General features: G+C 41.1%; 11 protein-coding genes and 2 pseudogenes. 9 read left to right on the forward strand and 4 right to left on the reverse strand.

Translation table 11 applies throughout. The annotated features are described in order from the left end of the window. The first annotated feature begins 383 nt into the window (after positions 1 to 383). Complete coding sequence (locus ANSO36C_RS32280) at positions 384 to 1568, forward strand: ParB N-terminal domain-containing protein (protein WP_251960888.1); 1185 nt, start codon at positions 384 to 386, stop codon at positions 1566 to 1568. Positions 1569 to 2118: 550 nt separating this feature from the next. Next, positions 2119 to 4344: a hypothetical protein gene (locus tag ANSO36C_RS32285; protein WP_251960889.1), complete on the forward strand. Its 2226-nt coding sequence runs from the start codon at positions 2119 to 2121 to the stop codon at positions 4342 to 4344. 10 nt (positions 4345 to 4354) lie between these two features. Here the strand turns inward: ANSO36C_RS32285 and ANSO36C_RS32290 are convergent, their stop codons facing one another. Together ANSO36C_RS32290 and ANSO36C_RS32295 are read right to left on the reverse strand one after the other, a co-directional pair. Then, positions 4355 to 4507 carry a hypothetical protein gene (locus ANSO36C_RS32290; RefSeq protein WP_251960890.1) on the reverse strand — a complete coding sequence of 51 codons (153 nt, stop codon included), beginning with the start codon at positions 4505 to 4507 and terminating at the stop codon, positions 4355 to 4357. Positions 4508 to 5004: 497 nt separating this feature from the next. Then, positions 5005 to 5358 carry a four-helix bundle copper-binding protein gene (locus ANSO36C_RS32295; protein WP_251960891.1) on the reverse strand — a complete coding sequence of 118 codons (354 nt, stop codon included), beginning with the start codon at positions 5356 to 5358 and terminating at the stop codon, positions 5005 to 5007. Positions 5359 to 5634: 276 nt separating this feature from the next. On the opposite strand from ANSO36C_RS32295, the gene gorA reads away from it, so the two are divergent. Then, entirely contained in the window at positions 5635 to 6978 is a 1344-nt protein-coding gene (gorA, locus tag ANSO36C_RS32300) for a glutathione-disulfide reductase (protein WP_251960892.1), read from the forward strand. A 90-nt stretch (positions 6979 to 7068) separates the two neighbouring features. Beyond that, positions 7069 to 8289 carry a multicopper oxidase family protein gene (locus ANSO36C_RS32305; protein ID WP_251960893.1) on the forward strand — a complete coding sequence of 407 codons (1221 nt, stop codon included), beginning with the start codon at positions 7069 to 7071 and terminating at the stop codon, positions 8287 to 8289. A 72-nt stretch (positions 8290 to 8361) separates the two neighbouring features. Here the strand turns inward: ANSO36C_RS32305 and fldA are convergent, their stop codons facing one another. Then, positions 8362 to 8874, reverse strand: coding sequence for a flavodoxin FldA (fldA, locus tag ANSO36C_RS32310; protein ID WP_251960894.1), 513 nt, complete (start codon positions 8872 to 8874; stop codon positions 8362 to 8364). A 739-nt stretch (positions 8875 to 9613) separates the two neighbouring features. On the opposite strand from fldA, the pseudogene ANSO36C_RS32315 reads away from it, so the two are divergent. Then, a pseudogene (locus ANSO36C_RS32315) lies at positions 9614 to 10033 on the forward strand (muramidase); the annotation flags it as partial. Here ANSO36C_RS32315 and ANSO36C_RS34640 read toward each other — a convergent pair. Next, positions 9926 to 10393: a polysaccharide deacetylase family protein gene (locus tag ANSO36C_RS34640; protein WP_323374642.1), complete on the reverse strand. Its 468-nt coding sequence runs from the start codon at positions 10391 to 10393 to the stop codon at positions 9926 to 9928. The pseudogene ANSO36C_RS32315 and the gene ANSO36C_RS34640 sit on opposite strands and share 108 nt — an antisense overlap. Positions 10394 to 10887: 494 nt before the next feature. On the opposite strand from ANSO36C_RS34640, the gene ANSO36C_RS32325 reads away from it, so the two are divergent. The 4 genes and pseudogenes from ANSO36C_RS32325 to ANSO36C_RS32340 all read left to right on the forward strand — a co-directional run bounded on the left by ANSO36C_RS32325 (position 10888) and on the right by ANSO36C_RS32340 (position 18333). Next, positions 10888 to 11610 (forward strand): DUF305 domain-containing protein, encoded by a 723-nt coding sequence (locus tag ANSO36C_RS32325; protein ID WP_251960895.1) that lies wholly within the window; start codon positions 10888 to 10890, stop codon positions 11608 to 11610. Between the two features lie 429 nt (positions 11611 to 12039). Continuing rightward, positions 12040 to 13710: an efflux RND transporter periplasmic adaptor subunit gene (locus tag ANSO36C_RS32330; protein WP_251960896.1), complete on the forward strand. Its 1671-nt coding sequence runs from the start codon at positions 12040 to 12042 to the stop codon at positions 13708 to 13710. Positions 13711 to 13712: 2 nt separating this feature from the next. Next, positions 13713 to 16834: pseudogene (locus ANSO36C_RS32335) on the forward strand (efflux RND transporter permease subunit). A 107-nt stretch (positions 16835 to 16941) separates the two neighbouring features. Continuing rightward, positions 16942 to 18333, forward strand: a complete 1392-nt coding sequence (locus ANSO36C_RS32340; protein WP_251960897.1) for an MFS transporter — start codon at positions 16942 to 16944, stop codon at positions 18331 to 18333. The last annotated feature ends 31 nt before the right edge of the window (positions 18334 to 18364 follow it).

The raw sequence follows: 18364 nt of genomic DNA on the forward strand, positions 1-18364 counted from the left end.
AAAACAGGACGGAACTTTGTTTTGTCAATTTAGTTATCTGTTATCTAGAGCCATCATATCATGAATTTACCCAATTTTACAAATCTATCTTTAGATAGATGCTTTTTTCCAAATACCAGTGCGTTAAATATCTCTTCAGTCGTATTGGTTTTCAATGGGTTGGGAATAATAGTTGACTGCGCGAGAAAATTCTCTCCCTTGAGTTTTTCTGGTAGTTAATCCTTTGCTATTTACAAGATTTAATTATTTTTTAAACTTGTCACTTTTTTCAAGGGATGAAAGTGCTACAAGTTTTACTGGTTAATATTTTTCTGTTTTCTGCTTAGGTTTTTCAAGATTGAACTTATCTTTTGAGTGACAATTTGTGACCCGGAGTATCAATAATGTTTGAGGTGCAGAATCCGGCAATTGTATATATATCTCCTGCGGAGTTGGTTGTTCATCCGAAGCTGATAGAAATATATGGTGAGAATGAGGAACGTCCGGCTTTAGAAAAAAGTATCTCTGAAAAAGGGATTCTTGAATCTTTGAAGGTATCTGCACGTAGTGGTGTAAATGTCGTCTTGGCAGGTAAGTGTCGCTTGCAGATAGCTCGCCAGTTAGGGATTTCCACTGTGAAAGTGGAATTTGTCGAGTCTGGCTCGCCGTCAGAAGATTTGAAACTAGTGCTTGACTTTAATCTGCACCGGGAAGGCGGGAAGACTCATTACCAGAAATTTTACGAGGGGCAGTACTGGGAGAGCGTACTTCGTCCCCAAGCGAAAGAAAGACAGAGGGAAAGCGCTCGTCGTTTGAATCTATCGAATGATTCAAATTTGAATCATTCGATAAATGAAAGTAACTCTCAATTATTGAAGGGCAAGCGAGTGATTCAGGAGGTTTCAGAGAATCTAAATATAAGTGTTGGCAGTTATCACAAGGGGAAAAAAGTATTTGAGTTGATTTCTCAATTACGAGAACTGGAAAAATTTAAGGCAGTTGTTGCACTGGAGATGGAATTTAACCGGAGTATTGATGCAGCGTACAAGTTTGTTTGCAATCAAGATATCTGCTATCAGGTAATAGACCTTCTGGAGGCAGATGAGATAGGTAGTATAGGCGATGGTATTGCTTGGATACGGAGTGGCGATCGCAATCCGTTTCGACGTTTCCAGCTTGACCAAGTATATCAATTCAAGAAGAGACTGCGGCCCGAGTTGGAAATTGTGGGACGGGTTATTGGTATAACTAATGAGTTTGTTGTGTTTGGATTGAGGAATTTAGTGAATATGAACCTAGAAATTGTGAATCTACGTCCGCGACAAATTGATGCAGAATTGCAGGATGAACCATCTGCGTCACAAAGGAAGAGAATATTTCACTTAATGCAAAAGTTTAGTGATGTTTTCCCAGTTCAGGTGTCTTTGGCGGAGTTATTGAAACTTCCGAATTTAACTGATAAAGAGGAGGTTTTATTGCGGATGTATGAGTCTGACGTATTTGAAAAAACTTGGGAGGATTATAAGACTCAAATGAAAACAATGGAAGTATCTACAAATAGAAACAAGGAGAATATTCGTGCTGCATAGGTAGCTGCCAGCAGTTAATCTAGCAGAGAAATTATCCCGCAATTCAACATTACTTACTAGATTAGCATCTCAATACTAATTGCAATACGAGTTCACTTTTGTGGATGCTGAATTCGTATAAAGATGTTTGACTGGTTTTTGTTTTTAAACTCGGTGGTGGAGTATGAGTAATTTCATCTTCACTACTTGTACTAACAAAAGCCAATGTACGGTGACACTTTTAGGTGTTGCTAGCTTTGCAGTGTTATCCCTTTCTAGATTTAGTGAGAACTTCGCTAGAAGCGCCCCCTAAAGATAACTATCAAAAAAAAGTTGGGTAGCCGCATTGTTGTTGGTGAAGCGTGTTGGACTAAATCTTAGCCTAAGCCTACGTATGTCTAAGCCTAAACAAGTATAAACCTCTGTTTGCTTTCAACCATGAGACGATTACCAGTCGCCTCCAACAAGCGAATAACCAACGCTTGAAAATAAAAAAATTCAAATTTAGGCTAACACATTTTGACCAACAGCGAGGCTACCTGATGCACAAAAATCATCAGGACAGTCACTCATGTACCAAGAAAATTTCGGGGCAGATGTCGAGAACAAGCCCCAATTAAGCCTTTCACAGCCTTCAAAAAAGAAAATCAAACCCCACCTGCCCGCAGAATCCGTGGGCAAACGCTACGTAGAGCGTTTTTGGCATCCATTTGGGGCGATAATTGCCCCCAATCAAGCAGAAGGTGCAAAACCAGCATGGCACACCATCGATTATTACCTCCAACCCTCCCAACTGTGGAAACTGCACCAAGACAAGTCGAAACTAGTAGGTCTGCGCTTCAACGATACAACCCGTTACGCCACAATTGATTTAGACTTCTTAGGCGACTACCATAACATTGAATCCATAAATCGCATCAAAGCAGCGCTAGAGGACATCGGCATAGTCGATATCATCATCCTCCAGTCCAGCTTTAGTGGCGGCTATCACCTAATCCTAAGCTTTACTTCCCCCCTGCCCACCTTTACCCTAGCCTGCGCCCTAGAAATTACCTTGAGAAATGCAGGCTTTATACTGCGCCAAGGACACCTAGAAATCTTCCCCAACACCAAACCCTATAGTGCCAAACAAATAACCAACTACAAAGCCATTCGTTGCCCCATGCAACCGGGTAGCGGGTCATTTATACTTAATGATGACCTACAACCAATTAGTGACTCAGTTTCCATCTTCCTGGATCATTGCGATCGCGCCGCAAGTCGGCAAGATTTAACCAAACTAAAACGGGTAGCAAACAAAGCCAAAAAACAAATTACCCGAGAGAGATATCGTAAACAAGAGTCGAGTGACGTTGTAGAGTGGCGTGCTAACTGGGAAGAAATCATTACCACAGGCTGGACAGGAAAAGGACAAACCAACACCCTCCTACAAATCTTTGTAGGCTACGGAATCGTCTTTTTAGACTTAGAGAGTGATAAATTAGTCGAATTTTGCCTAACTACCGCAATTAACGCCCCAGGCTACAGCCAATATTGCCGACACCAACACGAAATCGAAGCGAGAGTGCGGCATTGGGTAGAATCCACAATTCGCAACAAATGGTACAGCGCCTACATTAGTTATCCCGAAAGGCTGTTGGGTACATTCGCCAACACCTTTGCAGAAACCATAGCAGGCATTAAGAGCATCCATAAACCCAAAGACAACGTAATCCCATTTGACCGTCGCCAGCAAAAGAACTGGGAAAGCAGCCAACAAGCCCAACGACGCATCCAGATAGTGGTAAGAGCAATAGAGTGGGATAGAGGCTTGCCAGCAGGGGCTACTGAACGGGCAAAAGCAATACGTGCTGAGTACAAGCGTCGCTTTCACAAAACTATCTCACAAGAGACACTACAAAAGCACTTACATTTGTGGCATCCTACGCGCTACATCTTAGATCCTTGGGCAGAAAATAGCTCAAACCCTTATCAATCAAACAAGAACGGTCAATTGAATAGCCTTCAAAACTCGTTTGCAAAACAAAATTGTGAAAACCCTTATCAAATAGAGAATTACGGTCATTCTTCTTATATGAAGGTTTTTTGTAACTGCTTACTGCCTGCTGCCGATGCCCCTACAGGGCAGCAGGCAGTAGCAAGTTTTAAAGAAGTTGCTGAGTCTCAAGGGGAATTGTTTGTATCACAGGTACAACATGAACCTGAGGAAATTAATATTAATTCCGAAGAATTGAATTTATTACAGCCACAAGATTTGTCTTTAACTTCAAGTTTGAATAATTCTGATAATTCATTAGTTGATTCAAACATTATACAATTAGCTGAAAATGTTAATGAAAGTGATTCAGATAAGGATTTCAAATACCTTTCTAGCCGCAGCGCCTCTGAAAATTACAATAACAAAAACTTATTAATCAATTCTGTCACTATTCCTCTGACTGCGCCTACACCTGCAATTGTGCCGCCTGAAACTTCACAAAAAGCCGAAGTTAGGGAGCAAAGTACACCTTTAACCCAACCAGATGCAACTCTTGCTTTGTCAGAATTGAAGAACCTAACTAAGTTGCGACTCCAAGCAGCATCCCACGCCAAGCGTGTAGCTAGAAAGTATTGCCTGATTGCGCGATGCTTGATTGGAGGCAAAGAACGCGAAAGACTTGAGCAGAGTGCCAAAATGCAATTTTATCTTGATTCAGGTAACAAAACTCTAATTGCAGAAGCCAACGAGTGGGCAGATGCCAATCCTGGGTGTCTACCATTTTCGTTGGAGTTGGCGTTTCAAGAAAATGAGACGTGATGGCTGAATTTTACAGATGGAGATGATTTGGATGCCCATTGGGGTATATGAGATCGAAAACCCTGTTAGCGTGGATTTGGGTTGAAATTGCTCGGTAAATATCGAATCTCGCTTTGACAAAGATGAGGGAGGGACACTTAGCGATCGCTAATGTGTGTTTCATTGCTTTCAAATAGTTGTTTCTCTTCATTGGGAATATATTTCTGTTTGTTAAGTATCTCTTTTCTGAGATTTTTGACCACGACTGAAAAATATTTTCTTGCGTCAGCGTTAATTTCAACCCTGACACAGAATGTATTGTAGTTAATAGCAAGTGATTCCTCGTATTTATTATCCTCCAATAGTTCGACAAATGCTTGTTCAATAAGTTGTGTTTTACAAGCAGGACAAGTTTGGAAATGTCCGGGTAATTACGGTTTATCTAAAAATTATGACAGCTAACTTGAGTGCATATAAGGAATTTTAATCTCATATTTTACTCGAATATAATTTCAATATTCAAGAATAATTTCTATTTTAGAAAATATTGCTAGGTAATATTTTTACCCAATGTTTATGTAATACTAACTAAGAAGCAAGCTAGAGATTTCTTTTATTCAAATAGCGATCGCTGACTACTGCACAATAAATTGCAACGTAGCAGTCAGCGATTACAGAGACTTACGCCATAGCTGTAGCCATTTGGCGACAAGACTCGGCGCAGCGACGGCAAGATGCGGCACAGCGTTTGCAGTGGTCGCTATCGTGTTTTTCACATTCACTGGCGCAGCGATCGCAAGCTTCTGCACAGATTCCACACATCTGAGCATGGAGAGCAGAATTGCGAGACATGAAACGGGCGCAGAGAGCGCAAGTATCAGCACAGTCTCGACACAGCTTAATGCATTGAGCCATCATCTGTACCATGTTGCCACTTAAGCAGGCATCGGCACAGTTTTCGCAATCGCGCAGGCAATCAAAGCAAGCCTGTATGCAAGTTTCAAGCAAGGATTGGTGAGATTGGGTTGTCGTCATAATTATACCTCCGATTTCAAGTCATCAATTTCACACGAGGCAGTATTTATGCCTCTGCGCCCTCACATTAAAAAATTACTAATGTGCTTGCGTCTACCTAATGGCATAAAAAATATTTATTACTAATGACATAAGAGAATTTCATGCTGATTTCATTTGAGTATGCCTAACTATTTTTTAATTAAAATTTCAAGGATTTCATATTAATTTCATCACTGTGTGGAAAGCTAAAAATATAGGGAAATATAGTGTTCTTAAAAACCCAGTTAATAATTTATGAGCTTTGATTATGACCTCTTTGTAATTGGTGCAGGGCCTGGAGGTATTTCTGCCGCTAGACAATCTGCTGCTCATGGTGCTCATGTGTTAATTTCCGAACGCGACCAGGTAGGTGGCACATGTGTAATTCATGGCTGTATTCCTGAGAAACTGATGGCATATGCTGCTAGTTTTTCTCACGTTTTTGAAGATGCTGACGAATATGGTTGGGATAAAGTTAATGATCGCATTGACTGGCATAAATTTATGATAGCTAAAGACCGAGCAATCCAACATCTGAACAAATTGCATATTCAGCATCTTCAAGAAGCAGGGGTAAACCTAGTTTACGGAGAGGCAAAATTTTTAGATTCTCATACTTTGGATGTTGGAGGACGCCAGATTACTGCTAGTAAAATTTTGATTGCTGTAGGTGGAGAAGCTGTAAAACCCGAAATTCCAGGAATTGAATATGCTATCACTACACGTCAGATGTTTGAAATCAAGCAGCAACCGGAGCATATTTCCATTATTGGTAGTGACCAGATAGCTGTGAAGTTTGCTGGAAGCCTGAATGGTTTGATTTCAAAAGTCACTTTAATAGTGCCTGAAGACCGGATTTTACCAGATCAAGATGAAGATATTAGGACTACAGTTCAAGAAGGGATGATGAACAATGGCATTCAAGTTTTTTGCAATACTGTTGTTGAAAAAATTGAAAAAGTTCAAGATTGTCTGCGTTTGAGTTTATTAGGAAATAAGCAAGATACTATAACTGTAAACACTGTTATTTGCGCCATAGGTCGAGTTCCTAATTTAAGTGGTCTTGATTTAGAAAAAGCAGGTGTTCAAGTTAAACAAGGAGCGATTCCAGTAGATGAATATAGCTGTACTAACCAGTCCAATATTTTTGCTGTCGGAGATTGCACAAATCGACCCCATTGGACTCCCGTTGCTATTGCCACAGGTCGTGCCTTTGCCGATACTGTGTTTGGGAATAAACCTCGAACTGTGAATTTAGAGTGCATTCCCTCAGCACTTTCTTCTCAACCTGAAGCTGCTACGGTTGGTTTGACCGAAGCTGAAGCACGCGAAAAATTTGGGGAATCGATCCGCTGCTATTCTCAAAGGTTTCAACCTCTTTTTGACACCATTGCTGAACCGGAACAGAAAACTCTTATTAAATTAGTAGTTGATAGTAAATCAGACAGGGTAATCGGCGCTCATATGGTCGGTGAGTACGCTGCTGAGATTATTCAATGTCTTGGACTTGCTATTCGGACAGGGATCACTAAAAAAGATTTTGATGCAACAATTGGTATTCATCCTTCAGCAGCGGAAGAATTTTTCAGCCTCCGCTAATTTTTGCTAATAACAAGAGTATATCCAGCTAAAACTTGTTAATAGAATAGACTTTTGAAGAACTGGCTTGCTATAGATTCAAAGGTAAATATGCGCTCTAAATCAATTGTATGGATAGTTCTATTAGCACTAACTCTGGGATTAGTGTTTTTAATGCCCCGCTTAGGAGGAAGTCAAAATTCACCTAATTCTATTGCTCAAAACTCCCCTTTATCTCAGCCTGCTACCAATCAAAATATGCCCGGAATGAATATGGGTGGCACGAAATCTCCAACTCCACTATCATCGCTACCGCCTGCACCCATGAGTAGCGTCACTCAGATGAATGGTTTAGTCATGCCCCCAGGGATGATTATGACCTCTGATATGAGCATGGAAGCAATGGAAGATATGGCAGCAGTAGACTTGACAAAAATAGCCTATACTGCACCCGTTGATGCACGAGGGGATGAGACTCTAACACCTAAGCTAGAGAATGGTGTGAAGGTCTTCAACCTTGATGTTTCTTTGATCAAGTGGAATATATTACCAAATGTTCAGGTAGCTGCTTATGCTTTCAACCGTCAAGTTCCAGGGCCGCGGATTCGAGTTACTGAAGGCGATCGCATCCGGATTGTAGTCAAGAACAACTTACCAGAACCAACCACAGTACATTGGCATGGCATGATTTTACCCAACAATATGGACGGGCCAGCCGATGTTACCCAAAAGCCAATTGCACCTGGTGCAAGCTATATCTACGAGTTTACTGTTAAGCAAGCAGGCACTTACTTTTATCACTCTCACAAAGATGTAGACCGCCAGCAAACTTTAGGGATGTACGGTGCGTTAATCATCGATCCCAAGAATAAACCAAAAACTCCTGCCTACGATCAAGACTTTGTGGTTCAGCTTCAGGAGTGGACAGTAAAGCAAGGCTACACCTTCCCTGCAATGCCGATGGAAGGGCTAATGCCTAACTTCTTCACGATTAATGGTAAAGCTTATCCCTCTACCGAAACAATCAACGCCAAAATTGGTCAAAAAATCCGCTTCCGCTTTATCGGCTCAAATAATGCCTTTATCCACCCAATGCATATTCATGGTGGCCCATTCAAAATTATTGAAACAGACGGTAATCCCCTACCCGCCGTTGCCCAAATTGAAAAAGATACTATCAATGTAGCTCCCGGTGAACGCTACGACGTAATTTGGACAGCTCGTGAGAAGGGTAAGTGGTTGCTACACTGTCACATTGCCCATCACGCAACAAACGATAACGTTGAGGTGGAAGGTGGAGGTGGCTTAGTAATGATTATCAACGTTACCTGATTTAAGGAAGCTTGACTGAGCAACAGTTCTAGTTCTCAACTGCGCGTTTTTAGGGTAAGACTTTGCACTCCTCTATAAACCAAACTCTTGCTTAAGTTGGGCAACCCAAGCTTTAATTCGTTCATTCGTCAAATCAGATTGATTATCTTCATCAAGCGCTAGACCTACAAATTTACCATTACGGACGGCTTTAGACTCACTAAATTCATAACCATCTGTAGACCAATAGCCAACAGTTTCGCCCCCTTGGGCTGAAATTTTTTCTGACAAAATACCTATTGCATCTTGAAAGCTATCAGGATAACCAACCTGATCGCCTGCTCCGAAATAAGCAACTTTTTTACCACTAAAGTCAATGTTATCTAGCTCATCATAGAAATTTTGCCAATCACTTTGTAACTCCCCAATATTCCAGGTTGGACAACCAATGATGATATAAGTGTAATCATTAAAATCATTTGGCTCTGCTTGTGAAATATCATTTAAATTTACTATGTCTTCTCCACCAAATTCCTTTTGAATTATTTCTGCTTCCGTCTGAGTAGTACCTGTTTGAGTGCCGAAAAATAAACCGATATTAGCCATTTTTCCTCCTTTCCTTTCCTTTCTTTTCCTTTTATTGATTGTTTAGCATTGTGTCTATGCGGTTGTTAATCTGCCTCGCCTCATAGCCGCTGTTGTGTCTATGTGCTATCAGCTTCTACCAAGCCAAGCACAAGATTAAATAATTTATGCTATGCCATATACATCTGATGACAAAACTTTCTCGCCTCAATTTAAGAGGTTCTAAGTGTAAGCTTCATCTTCCTAATGGCATGATTATAATTTATTTCCACCGGCTGATAATGATTTCATCTTAATTTCATCTTGATATGTATAGATATTTGATTATTTTTTGAATAAGATTTTGCCCTGAGTTTTTAATTAAATAAAAACATATATAATTAATAGCAAAGATTTGTTTATTTATAATGAACTTTAATCATTTTAGTAAGGTGTATAAATATATAAATGCTCAATGGTACAAGATGTTTGAATAATATAGATTGTTAACTTAAAATTTTATAGCGTTTCCTAAGCAACTGAGGTACACCCAAATCTTTCCAAATCTTTTTTACCAAGGTTCGTAGCGTTTAAAACGTACCTCACCAGGTCGGGAACCGCTATATAGGACTCATGTTTTATTTTTGAAAAAACAAGTTGGCTATCAGGTTGCACTATAAAGGGTTAGTTATCAGTATATTTATTAAGATTCAAGGATGATTTCTCTAGTTGTGTTTATCAACATATTAAAAAGTAAATTATAAAAATTACCAAAAAGTATATGTCAAAAAATAGGAAATTTTTGCTAGCAGTGTTTCACCAACTTACCAAGATAAGTAGTGATAAAATATATTCTTTAGATTTAGTTAAAGTTCTCTTGCTAAAAAAAGGGAAGTTTAAGTGGCGAGCGATAATTGTTGGAATATTGTCTATAGTTTTCTTAATTGTAGTTTGGCAAGGATTGAGCACTCGCAAAACCTCTACCATTCCTGAATACACTCCACCTTTAGTAATGAGAGGAGGCGATCCTTACATTCGCGCATTAATGCGAACTATTACTGCCAGTGAAGCTCTAGATTCTAACCCTTATACTTTACTTTATGGTGGGAAGCATTTTTCCGATCTCAGCCGTCATCCCAATCAATGTATAACAATTGTTTCTGGCCCTCATAAAGGCGAGTGCAGTACAGCAGCAGGCCGTAATATTTTGTTCCTTCAGGATTTGCAACACCTGTTGTGTGTATTTAGGTGCGGGGCCATCATCAAAAGTCAGTGCAATAACTTTGTCTGGTTTACTCAGCTGTGCCTGCTGAATGATTTTTCCCTGAAACTCGTTAGGGACTGTAAAGATGTGGCTGTTTACTTGTGCAACACTGGCTTTATTGGATGCCGAACCATGCTGATTGCTCACTGCGTTGGCACTGAGTTGTTCTGTTTTTTTGCCCAATGTCTGAGAGTCTAAGCGCTCTGAAAACCAAAATCTTCCGAAACCAAAGTCGCATAGGACTGCGACTAGCGGGATGAATACTATTCCTCCAATCAATAATTTCAGCTTGATCATATTAGATTTCCTTATATTTTCTACAAACGCAAATTATTTTAAATACCTTACTTCCATAACATGATTATTTGCCATATTTTGAACTCTGGAGTTAACTAGGCAAACTAAAGCCAGGTGTCACAAAATAACTAGAATACTGTAGTGTAGAATGCAGCATTCTATTTATTTGTACTTAGTCTTTGCTGAGAGGTTAAACAAAAATAAATTGAACAAACATGGATTGGGGTATCTGTCTAGACAATACTATTACTCATTGGCGGTCGTTGGGAAAGTTCAATTTATTTCAGAGGGGATGCTAAGAGCCGCAACCTTTAATTTCATCCTGATTTCATCTTCGGCTGTCAAACTATGTAGTAAGTACAATAGTTGCATTGTAAGCAACCAGTTGCCTGGGTGATTTTATTACCTGAGCAAAAAATAAATGACCTAAAGGGTTAACTCTCTAGTTAACTAGAGATTTTAAAATGAAATCAGGAAATATTTAGATAATCACCATGCAACTTCCTACTCTGAAAAACAGCTTTTTGTCATTGACCTTAGTAGCGATCGCCTCTTTTACCAGTAGTGTGCTGACAGCGTGTTCTACACCCGCTTCCCAAAACCAAGTATCAAACCCTACTACTACCGCTACTGATAGTAGCGACAAGCAACCGATGAATCACGACGGTAGTATGATGAATCATAGTGGTGGCATGATGAACCACAACATGGCAATGGATTTAGGTTCAGCCGATGCTAATTATGATTTGCGGTTTATTGATGCCATGACTCCGCACCATCAAGGAGCAGTGGAGATGGCGAAGGTTGCACAGGAGAAATCAAAACGTCCTGAAATCAAAAAGCTGGCTTCGGAAATTATCAGAGATCAAGATAAAGAAATTGCCCAGTTGAAACAATGGCGCACAGCTTGGTATCCCAGAGCAAGCAGTACCCCGGTCGCTTTTGATGCGAAAACAGGTAAAACAGTCCCAATGCCTCAAAAACAGATGCAAGGCATGATGATGAATATGGACTTAGGAGCCGCCGATGCTGAGTTCGACTTGCGGTTCATAACTGCAATGATTCCCCATCATGAAAGTGCAATTACAATGGCTCAAGATGCATTGAGCAAATCTAAGCGTCCTGAAATCAAGAAATTAGCTCAAAGTATCATTGATTCACAGCAAGCAGAGATTAACCAATTGAAACAGTGGCGAAAAGCCTGGTATAACAAGTGAGTGCAGCTGCTCCCGTTGAGTCTCAAGTAATTTTGAGAGTGGTCAAAGCTTGATTTCATCCTAATTTCATTTCTCAATGAAAGACTAGTAGAAGAGTGTATTTTTAAAATTCAAAAGCACTTTGTGAAAAATGCGTTCTTCTCCCAAAGGGAGAGGCTATCGCCAAGGGCAAAGCCCCTTCGGGTGACGCTCCTTCTCTGCGAGACGCTACGCGAACGTCGCTAACGGAAGTTTCAACTCGACGGGAACCCTTACGGGTTCGGCAGTTCCTCTACTTGGGGAGACCCCTTGGCGCTAGCCTCTCCCTTTGGGAGAAGACCGGACTGCCTCACCGCCAAGACTTGAACTTCCTCACCAAGAGGAGCAATTTTTCAAGAAATGACCACTCGCAATTCCTGACGCTCCATACTTAAGGACTTTTCAAACGCGATGTCTAACTCTCTGCGCTCCCAAATACCTATAGCTATTGGTTGTGTTTCTGGCACATTCCTGAGCCTGCTGTTACTAACAAGTCCCACAATTGTTCTGGCTCATGGCGGACACGGAGACGAATTTCAAGGAGGAAGCGAAGCCACTTCAACTAATAATTTTATTCAAGTTGATACCGACACGGCTAAACGGCTAGGCATTAAAGTCGAGCCAGTCCAACGTAAACGGTTAGCTGTTGGCATCAAAACTACTGGACAAATTGAAACTCTTCCTAGCCAAAAAGTAGAAGTGACTACCCCAATTCAAGGGGCGAAAGTAGTTGAATTATTGGTAGAACCTGGTGCATCAGTAATAAAAGGTCAACCTGTTGCTGTTGTTACTAGTCCAGATTTAGTAACATTGCGTGTAGAATCTCAGGACAAATTAGCACAAGGTCAATCTGATTTACAGCAAGCCCAAGCTGACTTGAGACTGGCTCAACAAAATTATCAAAGATATCAACAAATAGCGACCTCTGAAATCGCTCAAGCACAGAGTCAAGTTGACTTTGCTCAAGAAAAATACAATAAAGACAAACAGTTAGCTGATGCTGGCGCTTTACCTCGACGCAATGCTCTGGAATCCCAAACTCAGCTAGCACAAGCAAAAGCCGAATTCACCAAAGCTAATAGCCGTCGGGAAGTTATTGGAGCAGAAAATCAACTCAAACGCGCCCAAGCATCAGTTCAACTAGCAAAGTCAAATATTAATCGCAGTAATACTAGTTATCAAACTCGACTTGCTCAACTGGGAAACCTTCCTAATGCTAAGGGACTAATAACAGTAACCGCCCCTATCTCTGGCAAGGTTGCTGATAGAGAAGTTACTATTGGTCAAACTTTTAATGATGCCGGTGGCAAATTGATGACGATTGTCAATGATAGTCGGCTTTTTGCCACAGCTAACATTTATGAAAAAGATTTAAGTAAAGTTAAAAATGGTCAAAGGGTGACTCTAAAAGTACCCAGTATGCCTGAGCGTACTTTTTCTGGACGAATTTCCCGGATTGGTACAGTGGTAGAAGGAGAAACAAGAGTTGTAGCAGTACAAGCAGAGGTGAATAACTCTCTTGGGGAACTCAAACCCGGAATGTTCGCAGAGTTAGAAGTTTTGACAGAGCAAACTTCCTCTGCTATCTCAGCTATTCCTACCTCAGCAGTGGTTGACGCCAATGGTAAGAAAGTTGTTTACGTGCAGAATGGTAATGCTTACCAAACAGTTGAAGTCACATTAGGTCAGACCTCTGGAGATATGGTTGAGGTCAAGAGTGGCTTATTTGAGGGAGATATGATTGTCACTGTGCGTGCACCACAACTTTATGCACAATCATTACGGGGTGGTACTAAGCCAACAGACCAGACAAAAGAAGCTCCTGCACAAGCGACTGAAGTTAAAACGCCCAGCTTACCAGTACCGTTGTGGTTGCTAGGAGCAGGTGGAGGAGTTGCAATAGCTGCTGTAGGTTTCATGGCCGGTCGTCGCAGCAAGCCTCAACTAGTTCCAGTCGGGGCAGAACTTGTCTATGATGTACCAGAAGATTCTATTAATGGTTCTACAAACTCAGATGATAACCATCATGCGCCTCATGAAGAATCAAAGGTCATAATCATTAGTAAAAATACTCAACAATAAAGATGCTCAGTGCCATCATTAAGTGGGCGATCGCTCGCCGTTGGTTAGTTATTTTAGGTACAATTATTCTGACAATTTGGATATTTCGGACGATTATCCAAATGCCTTTGGATGTTTTCCCTAACTTTGCGCCACCCCAAGTTGAAATTCAAACTGAAGCACCAGGACTCGCCCCCGAGGAATTAGAATCCCTGGTAACTTTACCAATTGAAAGTGCGATTAACGGTACTCCCGGAGTAACAGCAGTACGCTCATCTTCAGCTGCGGGAATTTCTGTCGTTAAAGTCATTTTTAACTGGGACACTGATATTTATCAAGCTCGCCAGCTGGTAACAGAGCGATTGCAACAAGCTCAAAGTAAGTTGCCATCAGGTGTAGAAACTCCGCAAATTTCCCCGACAAGCTCACCGATTGGGACTGTACTACAATATGCTTTTACATCAGAAAATACTCCTTTAATGGAAGTGCGACGCATTGTTGATTGGCAAGTAACAAATCGTCTTTTAGCAGTCCCTGGTGTTAGTCAGGTTGTCGCCTATGGTGGTGATGTTCGCCAATATCAAGTGTTAGTTGATCCAGAAAAATTAAAAGCCTTTAATGTCACTTTAGAAGACGTAGAGCAAGCAGCCAAAGCTGCCAATGTAAATGCTCCTGGTGGCTATTTAATTACTCCTGACCGAGAAAAATTAATTAGGGGGATTGGGCGGATTGAATCTATTGAAGAATTACAGCAATCAGTGATAACTGCTCGCAATGGTACGCCTGTCAAAATTTCAGATATCGCTGACGTGCAAATTGGTGCAGCTATTAAACGGGGTGATGGCAGTTTTAACGGTCAAAAGGCAGTTGTTGTGATGATTAATAAACAGCCTCAAGCCGATACTCCTACTGTCACCCGTGCCATAGAAGTGGCAATGTCAGAGATTCAAGCAGGATTACCTAAAGATATCACAGTTACGCCAACCTTTCGTCAAGAAAACTATATTGATTCTTCCATTGAAAATGTTCGAGAGGCTTTAATAGAAGGGAGCATTATTGTTGCTTTAATTCTAATTCCTTTTCTCATGAATTGGCGCAACCTAGCTATTTGTTTAACTGCCCTTCCTTTATCTTTATTATTAGGAGTACTATTACTAAATTGGTTGGGACAAGGTTTAAATACCATGACGTTAGGAGGGTTGGCAGTAGCAATTGGTTCAGCAGTTGATGATGCGATTGTTGATGCTGAAAACGTTTACCGTAACCTGCGAGAAAATAAATATTCCCCCAACCCGCGTCCAGTTTTAGAAGTAGTATTTGAGGGTTGTCAAGAGGTACGCGATTCGGTATTTGGAGCTACCATCATTACTATAGTTGTCTTCTCTCCAATATTTGCTTTAGCTGGTGTAGAAGGCAGCATTTTTATCCCAATGGGATTAGGCTATATGGCAGCTGTTATAGCTTCCAGTATAACGGCATTGACAGTGACTCCGGCTTTATGTGCAATTTTACTGCCTTATGGTCGCTTGCCAGAAACAGAACCTTGGGTTGCGAGATTTTTTAAGCGACTTTACCATCCTTTATTAACATTTTCTCTGAAGCGTTCTGAAATTGTTATAGGTGCTGCGATCGCTAGTTTGGTGGCTGCTACTATAATTGTCCCCTCTTTTGGCAGAATATTTTTACCAGAGTTTCAAGAGCAGACTTTGGTAAATACCCTAACTCTCTATCCGGGAGTGTCTCTGGAAGCTACTAATGCAGCTGGTGAAACACTTCAGCACGCACTCAAGGGGGACTCTAGATTTCCCTATGTGCAATTGCGTTCTGGACGTGCGCCGGGAGATGGGGATGCAGCCGGGGTAAATTTGGGACACTTGGATATTGAGTTAAGTGACGCAGGAATGAAAGACAGGAAAGGGACGATTGAGAAGTTACGGGAGGAATTTGCTAAATTACCAGGGGTAGCACCGAATATTGGTGGTTTTATCTCGCACCGCATGGATGAGGTGTTGTCTGGGGTGAGGAGTGCGATCGCAGTCAAATTTTTGGACCAGACTTAGAACAACTTCGCACGATTGGACAGCAAGTTGATGATGTCATGAAAACTGTGAATGGGATTGTAGATTTACAACTAGAACCTCAAATACCCATTGAACAAATACAAATTAAGTTCAATCGGCCTGCTGCTTCACGGTATGGTTTGACAGTAGGGAAACTTTCCGAAATTATTGAAACTGCTCTGAATGGACGAGTAGTATCTCAAGTTTTAGATAAACAACAAACTTTCGATTTAGCTGTGTGGTTAAAACCAGATGCACGGCAAAATCTAGATACTATTCGCAATTTGTTAGTTGATACTCCTAATGGACAAAAAATTCCTTTAGCACAGGTTGCCACAATTGAAAATGGTACTGGGCCTAATACTATAAATAGAGAAAATGTATCCCGCTTGATTGTTGTTTCTGCTAACGCTAATGGTAGAGATTTACGCTCTATCGTTAATGAAATTAGAGACAAAGTTAATCAACAGGTACATCCACCCTCTGGTTACTATATCCAGTATGCGGGACAATTTGAGGCAGAAGAAAGAGCAACTCAGAATATCTTAATTTCGAGCCTTATAGCTTTTGTCGCAATTACAGTAATTATGTACCTTTCTGTCAAATCTATTCCCTCTACTGCCATGATTATGATTAATTTGCCTTTGGCATTAGTAGGGGGAGTATTTTCAGTAGCTTTGACTGGTGGCGTTATTTCTATTGCTTCTTTGGTTGGCTTTATCACTTTATTTGGAGTTGCTACCCGGAATGGTTTGTTACTTGTGGATAATTACAACACCAAATTTGCAGAAGAAATGCCACTTAAAGAAGTTCTGATTAAAGGGTCGATGGAACGTTTGAATGCCATTTTGATGACAGCTTTTACCTCTGCTTTAGGATTAGCACCTTTAGTAGTTGAAAGTGGCCCTGGAAAGGAAATTTTACAACCACTTTCAATAGTGGTGTTAGGTGGGTTGTTTACTTCTACGGCATTAACTTTGATGGTCTTACCAGCTTTATATGCCAAGTTTGGTAAGTTCTTGCTACCTAAGCGCACTACATCAGTTGTAGAGGATGGCAAAGTACCAAAAGCAGTTTTTGAGTAAAAATGGTCTTAACAAGGCAATTTTCTAGTTTTGAGAAATATGCCCCCTCCCCCCATTTCTGTTAAAATACCAACATAAAAGACTTGTATAACTATCCCCCATGATAAATGAATACTTTGACATTTTTTCGCAGCTTGAGAAATCCGGTATTTGCAAGGCTGTACACTGCTCAAACCACTAGTTTATTGGGCGATGCACTTACTTGGGTAGGTTTAGCCCTGCTTGCTTTTGAGTTAGCTGGAAAGAATGCTGCGGTTGTGCTTTCAGTAGCTTTGACTCTGCGTGTGACTGCTTTTGTGTTGCTGTCTCCCCTTGCAGGTGCGATCGCAGACCACCTTGATCGTAAGAAAATCATGGTCGTTACCCACATATTCAGAATGTTAATTGTGGGTATGTTGCCTTTTGTGACGCAGGTTTGGCAAGTCTACGTATTAATATTTGCACTTAACGTCTTTAATGCTTTCTTTACCCCAACTTACCAAGCCACAATTCCACTAGTAACGCGTGAGAATGACTGTGCAGGCGCGATCGCGCTTTCGGCTGCTACTTTTCAATTACTTGGTGTACTTGGCCCCGGTATCGCTGGGAGTGTCGCCGCCTTCATTGGTGCGAGACAAGTTTTCTATTTGGATGCTCTCAGTTTTGCGATCGCGGCAGTCTTAATCTTCACCCTACCAGGTCAGCTCGTCGTTGCACAAAATCAACAGCCTTCCAGGACAACACGCCAAACATTGCGAGACATTAAAGACGGTACAACTCGCCTGCTTACAGATGCACCTATTCGTTACGCGCTGGCGATGCAGTTAGTCGCATCGATTGCCGGAGCGCAAATCTTAGTAAATACTGTCGGCTACGTCCAAGGTACACTCCAATTGGGAGAAGTGCAGTATGGCTGGGTGATGGCAGCTTTTGGTATTGGTGCAACTCTCTGTGCGGTTGTTTTTGGTACGTTCAATAGAAGTTTGCCACGGACAACGTTTGTTTTGATTGGTGCAACTTTGATAACATTGGCTTTATTGCCTGCTAACTACGCAAATTTAACAGTATTGATGCTTTTATGGTTGGTAGCGGGTGCGGGGCAAAGTTTAGTGAACTTACCCACCCAGACAATGATTGCAGACCGCATCCCAACTGCTGTACAAGGACGAGTTTATGGCGCACACTTTGCCTGGAGTCATCTTTGGTGGGCAATCTCATATCCTCTTGCAGGTTGGTTGGGAAGTAACTTTGCTGAACGTGAGTTTCTTTACGGTAGCTTAGTGGGCTTGATGCTGCTAGTGGTAGTGCAAATTACCCTTTCACCTCAACCGCATGAACACGAACATTTTCACTATCCTAGTGTGCATGAACATAAGCACATCCACGATGAACACCATCAGCATGACCACGATCAGGAAATACTTGTAGGCGAATCTCACAACCATCTTCACGAACACACGACGATTATCTATCACAGTAACCCTCACACTAGGGACATTCACCATCGTCATAGTCATTAAACTGCTGTTGATAATATTCCGATCAGATATT

It is taken from the genome of Nostoc cf. commune SO-36 (genome assembly GCF_023734775.1).
GTDB lineage: Bacteria > Cyanobacteriota > Cyanobacteriia > Cyanobacteriales > Nostocaceae > Nostoc > Nostoc commune_A.

Coding starts and splice junctions, on each gene's coding strand:
- ANSO36C_RS32280 (WP_251960888.1), top strand. CDS start 384: ATGTTTGAGGTGCAGAATCCGGCAATTGTATATATATCTCCTGCGGAG.
- ANSO36C_RS32285 (WP_251960889.1), top strand. CDS start 2,119: ATGTACCAAGAAAATTTCGGGGCAGATGTCGAGAACAAGCCCCAATTA.
- ANSO36C_RS32290 (WP_251960890.1), bottom strand. CDS start 4,507: ATGAAACACACATTAGCGATCGCTAAGTGTCCCTCCCTCATCTTTGTC.
- ANSO36C_RS32295 (WP_251960891.1), bottom strand. CDS start 5,358: ATGACGACAACCCAATCTCACCAATCCTTGCTTGAAACTTGCATACAG.
- gorA (WP_251960892.1), top strand. CDS start 5,635: ATGAGCTTTGATTATGACCTCTTTGTAATTGGTGCAGGGCCTGGAGGT.
- ANSO36C_RS32305 (WP_251960893.1), top strand. CDS start 7,069: ATGCGCTCTAAATCAATTGTATGGATAGTTCTATTAGCACTAACTCTG.
- fldA (WP_251960894.1), bottom strand. CDS start 8,874: ATGGCTAATATCGGTTTATTTTTCGGCACTCAAACAGGTACTACTCAG.
- ANSO36C_RS34640 (WP_323374642.1), bottom strand. CDS start 10,393: ATGATCAAGCTGAAATTATTGATTGGAGGAATAGTATTCATCCCGCTA.
- ANSO36C_RS32325 (WP_251960895.1), top strand. CDS start 10,888: ATGCAACTTCCTACTCTGAAAAACAGCTTTTTGTCATTGACCTTAGTA.
- ANSO36C_RS32330 (WP_251960896.1), top strand. CDS start 12,040: ATGTCTAACTCTCTGCGCTCCCAAATACCTATAGCTATTGGTTGTGTT.
- ANSO36C_RS32340 (WP_251960897.1), top strand. CDS start 16,942: ATGAATACTTTGACATTTTTTCGCAGCTTGAGAAATCCGGTATTTGCA.